This window comes from Streptomyces sp. NPDC006798 (assembly GCF_040635975.1).
Lineage (GTDB): Bacteria > Actinomycetota > Actinomycetes > Streptomycetales > Streptomycetaceae > Streptomyces.
The window spans coordinates 102,465-115,693 of the sequence record NZ_JBEYIS010000003.1; the positions used below are offsets into that span (position 1 = coordinate 102,465).

4 protein-coding genes and 1 pseudogene are annotated in these 13,229 nt (G+C 66.9%); 1 reads left to right on the forward strand and 4 read right to left on the reverse strand.

The annotated features are described in order from the left end of the window. Window positions 1-28: 28 nt before the first annotated feature. A pseudogene (locus ABZ714_RS02835) lies at window positions 29-476 on the forward strand (transposase); the annotation flags it as partial. A 175-nt stretch (window positions 477-651) separates the two neighbouring features. On the opposite strand, the gene ABZ714_RS02840 reads toward ABZ714_RS02835, so the two are convergent. The 4 genes from ABZ714_RS02840 to ABZ714_RS02855 all read right to left on the reverse strand — a co-directional run bounded on the left by ABZ714_RS02840 (window position 652) and on the right by ABZ714_RS02855 (window position 13,010). Continuing rightward, window positions 652-909: a hypothetical protein gene (locus ABZ714_RS02840; RefSeq protein WP_358823332.1), complete on the reverse strand. Its 258-nt coding sequence runs from the start codon at window positions 907-909 to the stop codon at window positions 652-654. Continuing rightward, window positions 906-7,766: an RHS repeat-associated core domain-containing protein gene (locus ABZ714_RS02845; RefSeq protein WP_358823333.1), complete on the reverse strand. Its 6,861-nt coding sequence runs from the start codon at window positions 7,764-7,766 to the stop codon at window positions 906-908. The genes ABZ714_RS02840 and ABZ714_RS02845 overlap by 4 nt, the downstream gene beginning before the upstream one ends. Before the next feature lie 211 nt (window positions 7,767-7,977). After that, window positions 7,978-11,544, reverse strand: coding sequence for a LamG domain-containing protein (locus tag ABZ714_RS02850; RefSeq protein WP_358823334.1), 3,567 nt, complete (start codon window positions 11,542-11,544; stop codon window positions 7,978-7,980). Between the two features lie 122 nt (window positions 11,545-11,666). After that, on the reverse strand, window positions 11,667-13,010 hold the full coding sequence (locus ABZ714_RS02855; RefSeq protein ID WP_358823335.1) for a VCBS repeat-containing protein: 1,344 nt from the start codon (window positions 13,008-13,010) through the stop codon (window positions 11,667-11,669). Between the last annotated feature and the right edge of the window lie 219 nt (window positions 13,011-13,229).

Genomic DNA, 13,229 nt, shown 5'->3' on the forward strand with positions numbered 1-13,229 from the left:
AATGGGTTGAGCTGCGGTTTTTGCGCTTATCGATCTTGATCGGCAGCGTGTCCGGGTGCGTGCTGATCTTGTTCCTGACGACCTGTGGGAGCGAGTGGCCCCGCTGCTGCCACCTGCTCCCGAACGGTGCCGCCGGTATCCCGGGCGGCTTCGCGTGCCGGACCGGGCGCGGCTATCGCCGGTATCTTGTACGTCCTGCGGACCGGCGTCGTCTGGCGCGACGTTCCGGCTGAGACCGTGGGCTGCTCCGGAGTCACAGCCTGGCGCAGCTGCGGGACTGGACCGAGACCAGCGTTTGGCCGCGCTGCTGCCGCCCCTGCTGGCCGAACTGCGCCGCGCGAACTCGCCTGGTACTGGACGACTGCGCCGTGGACGACTCCCACGTCCGTGCTCTCAAGGGGGGATCATGTCGGCCCCTCGTCCGTCGACCGCGCCGCCCCGCCTTCAAGCACCACCTGATTGTCGACCGGCACGGCACTTTCTAACAACAGCAGCCCGCTGCTCTTTGGGCACTGTTCGACGAAATCAATTGCGGAAGCCCCGCCAGGGTGCCTGGCGGGGCTTCGAACTGCTGCCCACTAAATAGCGGAGAGGTCGAACGATGTCGGCAGGCTTGTGCCTCGATTTTTGATCAAGCTTCGATTGGCGAGGCTACTCATAGGTGAAGGCTGCCGAAAAGATCATGGCGATCATTTCCCAGCTAGGATCTCCCGGAACTTCTTCGCCACGGTTCAAGAAGAACCCTTTCATCGAGCGAACCCAATAACCCGCAGCTCGCGTGTAGGCCGCTGATGATTCATTTTCGTTAGGAAAAGAGCCCGCATCGACTCTCTCGGCCAACTCGAGCAAAAATCTCGACAGGTCCTCGCGTGATTGAACGGATGATGTATCTGGATCGAGGTTACTCACGGAGACCATACCTCTCCTGTTTCGCGGACAACGATAGAATCGCCATTGGTCACCGTGGTGAACTTCCAGGACTCGGAAGCGGCTTCCTTCGGTGAAGCCATTCTGAACGGGACTGGCATTCTGGCCTTCTGGAATGCCGCCAAGCGACGGTTATCAAGAGTGAAGAGATTGCCATCTCTGACTACTAGGCGTATCGGTGGAATGTTCCCAGGCTTGATCCATCCAGACCTCAATCCGGAAGCTACGTGATCGACGGTCATACCTGTACTGAATGTTCTGCTGATCTCATCCTGCGAGAATTTTACCAGGCTTGGAACAATTGTTCCGCAATTGTCGTTGTGAACGAGGAGTGATACGGCTCCCGCTAGGGCATAGTATGCGTGGATGCCGTCGATCGTCAGGTCGAATGTCTGCTGCCGCTTTTCGAAGGAAAGGGCCGCTGCCAGCTGGGCACGCTCTCCCTGTGCAGTGTGCAGCGCAGTGCCGGGCTTTAGTTGGCTGGCCTCAACCCATTTCTGCTGTTCAGGAACCCAGAAGGGGTGGTTGACCGTGGAGATCAGAGTCTGCTTGCCCCTGGAGGTGTCGAGCCGCAGGGTGACGAAGTCCTTGTCGTCCTTCGTGGTGATGGTGCGGACGACCTCGCGGGCGACGTTCTTTCCGGTCTTGGGGTCGGTTGTGAGGATCTTGTCGCCGAGTCGGATGTCTTTGATTTTCTTCCGACTGCCGTCGGCCATGAGAATCAAAGTGTCCGGAAGGAAGCTGTGCTTCTGCGTCAGGCAGTTGCCAAGAGTCCGACGTTCCTCGTCGAGCTCCTTCTTTGCTTTCTTGGCTCTCTTGTCGGCATTTCTGACGTCATTGATGTTGTTCTTGAGGTCAGGAAGGAGTTTCAGAACCTTCGCGACCCGTTTTCCCTTGACTAGGAACTTGACGCCCGTTCCGACGAAGAGGGTGGCGATCTCGCCAGCCGCCTTGAGGCAGATGCCCACCCCTGGATTGGCTAGGCAGTCTTTAACTGCTTCGACCCCGGCGATTTCGGCGATCTGATCGGACATCTTGTCGATTGTCTTTTGGATCGACTTTTTCGCTTGGACCTGGTCGTTCTTTGCGCGCCAGTTGTTCAGTTCCGCTTCGCTCTCGGGCGGGGCGCTTTTCTTGTTGTTGTTCTTCCTGTAGGTCGTCTTCCCGCCGTAGTGGGAGCAGTGCGCGATGCCCTCCCGGCACACATCGGTCAGCAGGCCCGTGGGGTCGGAGTGGGTGACCGGGGAGTTGTTGGCGTAGGCGTAGCCGTTCATCTGCTGCGCGTTGGAGTAGTCGATGATCGGGTCGACTGAGATGAACTTGCCGAGGGCCGGATCGTATTGACGGGCCCCCAGGTTGGTGAGGCCCGTGGACTTGTCGATCGTGCCGCCGACGAAGCCCTTGGAGCCGGGCCAGGTGCCCGGGCCGGCGCCCCGGGGGTTGCCGTAAGGGTCGGAGCGGCGGTAGGTCGTCGCTCCGGTCGTCGCGTCCACGGCCAGGTCGCCGGTGCCGTGGTGGTCGGAGGCGGTGAAGGTGACCTTGCCGTCGTTGCCGCGGACGGCGACCGTCTGGCCGAGGTGTTGGTAGTAGCGGGTCGCCGTGGCGGTCGTCGTGCCGGTGGGGAGATGGAGTTCCGTGCCCGGCAGATAGACGGTGGTGCCGGTGGGGTCCTTGCGTTGGATCCGGTTGCCGCCCGCGTCGTAGAGGAAGGCGGTCTCGGACGCCTCGTTCTTGTCGGGGGTGGTGACGTCGTCGGGGCGGGAGATCTTGTCCACCTTGCCCGTGGAGCCCCAGGTGAGGGTGTCGGTGTCGCCGCCGATCGTGCGGGTCGTCATATTGCCCGCGGCGTCGTAGGTGTAGCGGGACATCGCAGGCCCGGTGGGGGTCTGCTCGGTCACCTTGGTGACGGCGTGCGGGCCTGCGCCGTTCTCGCCGTAGGTGAAGGTACGGGTGACGTCCTTCGACCGGTCACCGGTGACATCTCGGATGATGTCCTGGGTACGGTTCCCGATGGCGTCGGTCCGGTAGGACTTCCAGTACGGGGCGGGGCCGCCCAGTGCCGTTGCCCCCGGATCGGTGGCGCAGGCCGAAGGACGCGAGCCCTGGAGGGGGTTGGTGGTGCCGACCGTTCCCGATCCCTGGGCGCCGGTGGTGTCCGTCGCCGGAGTCCACGCCTCGGACAGCAGCTTGTTCTGGTCGTAGGCGAAGCACTGGACGTCCGGCGTGGCACTGCCGGACCCGGTGTCCGCCATGGACAGAACGTTGCCGACCTGGTCGTAGGAGTAGGCGGTCTTCTTGGCCGCGCCGCCGGTGCTTCCGTAGACGTCCACCAGAGCACGGGTCAGACGCTGGGTGCCCGTCTCGTACTCGAAGGTGTTCCAGACCTTCTTGGTGCCGGTGCTCTGCTCGTACTGGAGTGGCTTGCTGGTGGGTGACCAGATGGTGTTGGTGGCGTAGGTCGCCGCGCCTGTGAGGCTGACCGGGCGCTGGAGCGTGTCGTAACCGTAGGCCAGGCTTTCGGCGGGCAGCGCGCCCGCGGCCGGGAGCCCCGCGGTGCTCTGTGTGCCGTCGGTGTTGTAGGTGTTGGTGAAGACGTAGACACCTGTGAGCCCGGTGCCCTGGGAAGCCGGGACGCTGTACGCGGTCTGCAGCGGCCGGTAGAAGCTGTCGGTGCTCTGAACCACGGAGCCGAAGAACTCGTTGGTACCGGGGACGTAGCTCAGCGAGGCGAATGCTCGCCCGAGCATGCCGGCGCTGTCGTATCTGGTCTCCGTGAGCTTCTTGTTCGCGGAGACGGGGCCGTCGTAGGTGAACAGGGGGCGGCCGAGTACGTCGTAGGTGGAGCTGATGGTCTTGTCGCGTTCCACGTGCCTGGTGGCGGTGACTCGGTCCGCGTCGTCGTACGTCAGTTCCGTCGTACCGGCGTCCGGGTCGACCGACCGGGTCTCGCGGCCCCGCTGGTCGTAGGTGAAGGACCAGGTGTTGTTCGCCGAATCGGTGACCGTCGCCAGGTGGCCGGCGGGTGTGTAGCTGTAGCGAGTGGAGGTGTAGGCGGTCGGACCGGCGGTGCCCGGGACGCCGCTCTGGTACTGGCGCAGTTCGGTGACGCGTCCGGCGGTGTCCGTCAACGAAGTCGTCGCCACGCCGCCCTGAGGCGGGATGACATGGCTCCGGTCGCCTTCGTGCTTGTTGGTACTGCGCCACTGCTCGACGCCGTTGGAGGCGAAGACGGTGGCCGTCGGACGCCCGGTGTCGTCGAACTCATGACGGTACATCGTGGGTATGTCGCCCAGGCTCGGTGTCACGAGGCTGCTGGTCGGTGCGCCCGTCGCCTGGTAGGTGTCGTACGAGGTCGTGACGCGGCCGTGTCCGTCGTAGAGGGTGTCGGCGACCAGACGTGTGGTGCCGGGGCCCTCGGCCTGCCGCTGCCGGGGGCGGAGGAGACTGTCGTAGAGCGTGTAGTCGTCGGCGTAGGTGCCGTCCCGTTCGAGGAGCTCCCGCTTGATGGCCACGGGCTGATCACGACGGACCTGGTAGGTGAACTTGGTGCTGGGGGTCTCGACCGACTTGCGGCGGTCCTCCAGCCAGATGTGGGAGACCCTGCCGAGGGCGTCGTGGGTGAGGTCCTGACGCTTGCCGTTGGGATCGGTATGACCACGGGTCTGACCCCAGGCGGGATCGAAGTCCGTGCTGCTGACATGGCCCTTGGCGTTGGTGACCCTGGTCTGGGTCGTGAGGCCGTTCACCATGGTGAAGACCGTGGTCGCGGCCCCGGTGGCGGGGCTGGTGGCGTACTCGGCGCGGCCGTAGGCGTCGTAACGGTTCTCGGCGGTCGTCTGATAGGTCGCCGTGGTGCCGTTGTGCGACGCCAGCCGCTCCACCTTGGTCACCAGGCCCCGGGTGGGTACGGCGCCGTGGGCCGCCTGGCCGTCGTAGAAGTTGCGGGTATCGGAGATGACCTGCTTCGAGCGGTCAACCGCGGCGTCACAGGCCACCGATACCTTTTCGACCCGCTTGACGCTGTCGAGCAGGTTCGGTTCATCCGTATTGTCGGCGTACCAGGTTCTGATGCAGGTGTCGTCCTTGGCCGCATCGGCCTTCTCCTGAGGAGTCGCGGTGGCGTGCACCACATGGCCGAGGTCCTCGGACTCGGTGATACGACCGCTGGGAACCGCGGTGTCGTAGGTGATCGTGGACTTCGTCTCGCGCCATCCGCCCGAGGCGAGGGCGGTGAATCCACGGGTGAGCCGGGGCTGGACGAGAGTGGCCCGGGTGGTGGCCCAGGGCTTGGTCTGGGTCGCGGTGTGGTGTTTCCAGGGATGCTTGACGACCTTGTTGGTGATCTTTCCGTTGTCGTAGACGGCCGATTCCAGCTCGAAGCCGATGTAGTCCTCGTCATCGGCGTGGGTCGTCCCGCCGGAGTCGACGACCTGGGCGACCCGGGTGCCTCCACCGGGCAGCTTGTCGCCGTGGAGACCCTGGAAGTAGGTGTGGTCGGTCCGGCTGCGCCTGCCGTTCTCCGGGCCGGAGGTGACGCTGACCTTGCCGTACCCCTGCCAGTCGCCCCAGGTCAGCATGTTCTCCGGGGTGATGCCGTCGGGCTTGGAGTGCCGCCACCCGGCCGGGCCTTGATAGTCGTATCGGGTGACCATCTTCTCGCCACCGCCGGTGCGGTCGGTCTGGATCACCTCACCGACGACGTACTTGTGGAACCAGTCCTTCACGGGTTCCACATGCCCCGGCCCCGCCCACATGACGGGGTAGCAGCGTTTGGTGGAGTGGCCGGGCTGGGGGAGTGTGGGAACGGTGCACTCGGCGGGCTTGTAGTTGATGTCCAGCTGACCGCCGGTCTCGTTGAGCACCGTGGCGAGACGGAAACGGCGGAAGGGCGACATGTTGTCGCCGTCGATGTCGACCCGGTTGTCGAGCTGGGTACCGAACAATTCGAGCAGGGGCATCTTCGCGACGGCGCCGACCCGGCCCTCGTGCTCGATGGACGACAGCCACAGAGCCTGGGACGCGTCACCGTTGTCGAGGAAGCTATGACGGAACTTCCAGGCGTCCACGTCCTGGTAGCCCGTGGTACCCGTGCGCATCTGAGTCACCACGGACGTGAGGAGCTTGGTCGTGAAGAACGTCACCGACCGCTGGTCGGCCGAGCACTTGACGCCGGCCTTGCACTCCCGGTCCACCGGGACATCCGGCCAGTGGGCGGCGTTGGCCTTGGTGCGATTGGACTCGGAACAGTCGAAGGGGGCGCCGGACAGACAGCGCTCGCCGACGCCGAACACGACTCTGGCGGGCGCCTGGGTCGTGTAGACCTGACCGTCGCGCTGCCCGTAGTCGATGCGCTTGAGGTAGCCCCCGCGGTGGTACGGCGTTCCGTTGACGTCCGTCTTGCCGTTGAGGGAGTAGTGATTGGTCTCCTTACCGTAGTAGTAGGAGATCACATTGCCGTGTACGTCCTTGACGTAGTCGAGGTTCCAGCGCCACACCTGCTGACAGTGCGCCTTGCTGAAGTCGGCGTTGTGGCAGGGCTCGCCGGGATCGTCGCCGAACACCGGCGCGGTCCAGGCGGAATGTGTCTCCTCCTTGCCCGCGGTGAAGCCCGGCAGTTGGCTGCGGCCGAAGAAGTGCTGCTTGCCGTCGGGCGTCGTGATCTTCCAGTGCCCTCCGGAGATGCCACCGACCTTCTCGACGGTCGACCCGTCGGGGTCGGCGAGCCGCCACTTCCCCGTGGTGTCGTCCAGGATGATCCGGGTCGAGCTCCCGTTGAGCATCATCGTGGCGTTGTCGAAGGCGAAGCACTGTTCGGCCGAGGTGTTGTGGCCGTCCTCCGCGCAGGGCTTGTAGCTGCGCTCGACATAGCCGGGTTCGTAGCTGAAGCCCTCACCGATCCAGGAGCCCTGGTTGTTGGTGTTCGAGGTGCGTCCGTCGGTGGACTGCGAGGAGTACGACAGGCCGACCGTCGGGTCGAGCCCGCCCGGGACCGGGACCGTACGCATCGGATAGGACCAGGTGAATCCGCCGGTCGACGGGGCGACGCTCCAGCTCGCGGAGGGCGACAGGCCGGTCGCGCCGTAGTTGCCCTGGGACGAGGAGGCGCCGGGGGTGAGTGCGAACAGCGGTGCTGTTCGGTTCGTGGCCGCGGAAGCACCGCCCAGTGTCGCGGGGGTGGCCGCGACCTCCGCGCTGACGGTCCGGGCCTCGGCGTCGTTGACCGTGGCCAGTGCCTTGGGCGGTGCGGGGCAGGCCCGGCTCCCCGGCTCTGCGACGGCGGCGCACGCGGGCAGCTGCACCAGACGCAGCCGTGCTCCGTAGGAGCCGCCGAACCCTTCGGCGAAGGCCGAGTAGTCGACCGTGAGCCGGACCTTGGCCGGGCTCCGTGAACCGTCCGCACGCTGTACGCGTAATACGGCACCCGCTCCGAGGTCGGCGGCGCGTGCCGTGGGCAGCACTTCTACGCGGACCCTCGCCGGGCCGGTCTCCCCGGGCGCGGATCGCGCGGAGGGCGTCCCGGGGTTCCGGGACTTGGGGGCGCCGACCAGTACGGGCAGCCCGCCGACGGTCACCGGTGCCGGTTTCGTACTGTCGGCCGAGACCTGGACCTCTCGGGTGCCGCCCTTGGGCCAGACAGCCGGGTCGAGGCGGTCGACGGCTGCCTTGGCGGCCGGGTTCACGGGACGGGGCAGGCTCTTGGCTGCTCCGACCCGTACCGGATCCGGCACGTCCTGTACCCCGGGCCGGGCTGTTCTTCCGGTTTCTCCGGCCGCGAAGGCCACGCCTTGGACCGTGGTGCCCGCCAGGACCATGCACAGGCCCGTGACGACCACGGTCATCACTCGTCCGGGTATACGCCGACTGAGCAGTCGGCCTTGTCGCGGTCTCATGAAACTCCGTCAAGGAAGTGAAAACGAGAATGGGTTGCCGCGGATCTGCGGTGATGGAGTGCCCGGCGGTTCCGGATGCGGACCCGCCGGTCGGATGTGGTCCGTCCGGGGTGTGCCCGGGTCGCCAGGACCCGGGCACACCCCGGACGGGGACGTGGGGCTACATATGAGGCAGCGCTGTCAGGGAGGACATCTGACGGATCGCGACGGGGTCGACCGCGCCGTTGTAGGCACGGATCTCGTCCAGGGCGCCGGCGAAGTACTCGCCGCCGCCTCCCAGGGCCGAACGGCCGATCTGGAGGCCGCCCTTGGCGAGCCACAGCGTGTTGTCGACCCCATGGGCGCTACTGGTGAGCTGACCGTCCACATAGAGCCGGACCTCGTTGGCGACGGCGTCGTAGACCGCCGCCAGATGCTGGCCCGAGCCACCGCTGTCGGGGAGCACCATGTCGTCGGCGAAGGACTTGACCTGAGCCGTGGCCGTATCGGAGTCGGCGACCGCGAGCTCCCACTTGGAAGGCTGGTCACCACTGGGCGGCCGGTAACGCACGACCAGTCGGTTCGCCGCGGTGCCGGGCAGCGACAGCACCGTCTGCGCCTTGGGCGAGTCGATCGCGGTGATACGTGCCCTGGCCGTGAGGGTGAAACTCGCCCCACCGGTGACCGGGGCCGTAGCCGTCGCGGCATGGTCGTCGAGGCCGTCGAGGACGAGATGCCCGTCGCCCACCAGCGCGCGGGGGTCCCAGAGGGGATCGGCCGGACGGTAGATCTGCGCACCTCCGGCGAGGTTCAACGGCTGCCCGCCACCGGTTTCGGGGGAGGTCGCCCCCGGGGCGTCGAGCTGCCAGTACCCCTTGCGCTCGGGTTTGAGAGTCATCAGCTCCGCTACCTCGCCCGCCGGAAGAATCCGGTCGAAGACCCTGACCTCGGCGAGGTCACCGGTGAAGTGGTCCTCGTATCCGCTTTTCGCCGTGGCCCGGCCGATCTGGAGCGGGCCGTAGGACCGCCAGACCGAGTCGCGCTTGGCGCTGCCCTTGAGGTCCTTGTTGACATAGAGCCGGATGTCGGATGTCTGGGCGTCGTAGACGCCGGTGAGCAGGACCCACTGGTTCCTGACCGGTGTGACACCGCCGGCTACGGCCTGCCAGGAGCCGAGCGCGTCCACGTCGGCGACCGGGAGGGAGAATGCCCAGGTTCCGGCGACGGCGTCGTAGCCGAGGGTGAATCCGGGCTCTCCGGTGCCGTCCTGGCTCACGGCAACCGCGTCACGGGTCAGATCGGTGGGGCGGACCCAGGCACTGACGGTGAAGCTCTGGTCGCTGCTGAGGACCGTGTCACCGGAGTCGAGATATCCACCGGCACCGCCGTCGAGGCGGGCAGCAGAGTCGGCTCGTCCCCCGGGGCCCTCGACGCCGAAGGTCACTCCGGGACCTGCGTCCGCGGAGTATTTTTCCGTCTCGTCGTGAGCCGTCGGGCTCCCCGGGTCGTCGGCCAGATTCCACTGACCGACAACCGGTCTGCCCTCACTGACCAGGAAGGAATGCCGTGCCCGGGTACCCGAGTTCCCGGCCCGGTCGACGGCGAGCACCTCCACCCAATGACGTCCCGACCTGGTGGGTGTCCAGGAGGCCGTGACGGAACCACCCGCACTGGCCGGTGTGAGCGCGGGAGAGGCCGTGGTGACCACATTGCCGAAGGCGTAGTGGTACTTCACCACGTCGTTGTCCGGCTTGCTGTCGTTGGGGTTGGGCGCGAAGGTGAAGGTGCCGGTGGTGCCCACGCCGTCGTGGTACACGGTGTCCGACGGATACTGCTTGGACAGCACGTTCGGTGCGCCCGGCAGCGTAGCGTCGTAGATGAACTCGCACCGCTGAGCGCTGCCTTCGTAACTCCAGGGCCCCCAGCCGTCCCCGTCGAACGCCCGGGCGCTCCAATAGACCACGGTGTTCTGCGGAATGCTTTTCCGGACGGTGTGGGTGAACTTGGTACCGGAGACAGGAGCCAGATACCCGGTGTCGTACAAGTAGGAGTGTGCTTGACCCCCTTGGGTCCAGTCGACCTTGAACTGCACCTTGACCTTGTCGGTCTGTGCCTTCCCGTGGTCGGGATCCACGGCCTGGACTTGGAGCACCGGGAGCTTCTCGGTGTAGAGGCGGTTGGTCGCGCCCCAGACGCATTCCCCTCGGTCGGTGTCCATGTCGGCGGTCTTGATCTGCCGGGGCAGTGTGTTGTACCGCACCGAGAGGTAGGCGTTCCCGCAGATCCGCTTCCACTCGGCGAAACGGGTTTCGTCGGCGGCCCGCAGCCCGAGGGTCATGGACGACCATCCCTCGTCGGCTGCTGTGCGGATCTGGCCGGTGAGGCCGCCCGACGGGCCGCTTTCGAAGTGGAGATTGGCCTGGCTGGAGCATGATGTCGGCGAGATGGGCTTGTCGACGGTCTCCACGTGGGCCAGCCAGTCGTCCTTCGTGTTCGACCAGTTGCTGGACGAGGTGATCGTGTGGTTCTTGCCGCCGATCCGGTAGAGCCGGATCGGCTCCGCCTGCGGTGTGGCGCTGTAGATATGCGTCACCCGCGCGGAGAACGTCGCCCCCAGGATCTGCTTGCCCTGGTAGAAGGAGACCGGCATGGTGAAGAGCAGTCGACGTACATCGACGCCGTTGCATGACACGGGGTTGTAGTCGGTGGGGCACTTGCCGGCGCCCGCACTGTCTCCGTACTTCCAGTCCCGTTCGGTCGGCATTCCCGACATCACACCGGTCCACGCGGTGCGGTGACTGGTCTTGGTGATGGGGTCGATGACCACCGGGAACACGGTGTTCGCCCCGTTGAGGAGGGCTTGGTCCGGTACGAGGGTCATGGTGCCGTTGCCCAGTTCCAGTCCGACCTCGGTGCTCCTGCCGCCACCGCCCGGGCCGTCCAGTGCCGGGGCGGACACCGTCCGGGCTGCCGGTCCCGTCCGCGAGGGCCGGGCGTTCAGGGCCGCGGGCGGCTGCTCCCGGACGGACGCGGAGTCCCACATGACCGGCTTGCCCGCCTCGAAGACCGTACCGCCCGCCTCCGAGTCCTCCGCCTTCAGGGCGCCTGCGGCGTTCTTGGTGAACCGCAGCCCACGGGTGTCGAGGCCGAAGCTGATCCGGGTCAGCCGGGGGTCGTTCGCGGCTTCCGGTGTCTTCACCACCAGCAGCTGGCCGAATCCGTCGGCCTCGGCCCGTACTCGGAGATCGACCCCGGGCAGGGCGTCCGGATAGGTGAGGGTGTCGCCTTGGACCAAGGGGTTCGGCAACGCGCCGTAGGGCCAGGTCAGTGACATGAAGCGGCCGGTGCGTTCCATGGAGACGAAGGGAGTGCCCGATGCGCCGGACGACAGCTCCAGGTCGACGGTCGCGGCCTTCGGACGCCAGATACCGTCGGTGCCGCGTTGGAGTGTCGGATCGACGGCCACCCAGCTACCGTCACGGACGGCGTGCACGGGTTCCGTGTACTGCCGCGAGGTGAAGGTGCCGTCGGGTTCGGCGAAGGTCTGGGTGCGCTCGCCCCGTAGCCGGAGTACTTCCACCTGCTGACCCGTACTTCGCGCGGCGGCCCGGGCCTGGTCCTCCGCCTGCGCCGTCTTCGACGTCAGAGCGGTGGCTGCCGAGACCGGTTCGGCGGGCACCCGATCCGGTTCCCCGGGCAGGACGACGAGACCGCCGGCGAGTACGGCGCCCGTGACGAGGACCGCCAAGGCGCCGCGGGACAGGATTCGCCCGAAACGCCGTTTCGTACGCTCTCTGTCCCATGTGTTCGCCACCTGATGTCTTCGGGACGGTTCGTCTGCGGTGGACCGGTGGACGTCTGCTCGCCTCATCAGCGGACCACCGCTCCCCAGGCCGTGCCGTCGGCCGGAATGCCGCCCTCACCGGGGCGGAGTGTGCGAGTCGGAGCACCGCCCGAAGGGACGTTCCAATCGAAGATGTGTACGGCTCGACCCTCGGGCGGGCCGTAGGGCATGCCGACGAGCAACCCCTCGGGGGCCGCTCCCACGCTCATCCCTGCCAGCTGACGGGGGGCGGGCTGGCCGGGGATGCCGTGGCCGGGCTCGATCCACTGGTCGGTGAGGCCGACCGGCCCGATGAGCGGGACGATCTGCACCCCGCCCTTGTCGCGGTGCTCCTCGGCGGATTCCTCGCCGGGGACCCCTACGGCCAGCCGGGTAGCGGTGGGGGTCGCCACACCGGACGCGGTGTTGACCGCGGCGAGGCGCTGACCGAAGAAGTCACCGGCGTCCGCCTCTCCTTCGACGTCGGTCACGTTCTGGTCGATCCACGCGTCCTCGGCGAAGCCGCCGCCGGAGGTGACGCGGAACGTCTGCACGGCGCCCGCGTCCACGGTGGTCGAGAGGTCTTCGCCGGGCACTCCGACGGTGATCAGCGATTGGTCGGCCGGATGCAGAACGCCGGCCCGGTAGGGAATCATCGCGAGCGCCGTTCCGAAACCGTCGCCGCGCTCCTCGACACCGGTGACACTGGCGGCGTCCTGGCCGAGGCCGAGCAAGGGCTTCGGGTATCCCGCCACCAGGGTGTGGCTGAACACGGCGATGACGCCCGCGAAGGTCACCTGGCCGAGTGATTCGCCGGGAGCACTCACCGCGAACTGGTGGGGGGTGGAGCTCAGGGCGGCGGCATAGCGGTCCCCTCGTTCGGCCACCCCGGGTACGTCGCCGCCGTTGCCGGTGTCCTGACTGACAACGGCGGTGGTCTGCGCGGTGCCGTGGATGTAGAAGAAGTGCCCGGCGTCCTCCGCGCTGCCGATGGACTCGCCGGGCGCGCCGATCACCAGGAAGGGGGCGCCTGCGGAGGTCTTGCCCGCGGTGAGGGCGTAGCCGGTCCAGTCTCCGGGCTCGGGGGATCCGCCCAGCGGTCTGCCGGTTCCCTGCAGATGCTCTTTGACCGGCTTTCCGCTGTTCAGGCCCGTGGGCGAGCCGTAGACGATGTGTACCAGACCGGTGTCGACAATGGTGTCGAGATCCTCGTAGGGGGTGCCGATGACGAGATCGGAACAGCCGTCGAGATCGGCGTCGTAGACCGCGAGAGCGTGTCCGTACCGATCAGCGGCCTCGGGGGCCCCTGGGATCCCGGCCGCGCCCTGGGCGAGATGGACTACGCCCTTCGCACCGCCGTAGACAACGGTGACCCGCCCGGCCCCGGCCATGCCCGAGACGGTGGCTTCGGGGTCGGAGACCGCCGTGTCCCGGATGCCGTCGCCGTTGAAGTCGGAGTCGGCGCCCGCACACGTGGCGGCCGGGGTCGCGGCCGCCGCCTGGTGTACCGGAGCCGAGCTCAGGACGAGTGTCAGGGCGCATACCGAAGCCGCGACCGCCGTTGCCCAGCGGGGGCGAGGCCCTGATTCACCGTGTCGGTGTCTGAGGGA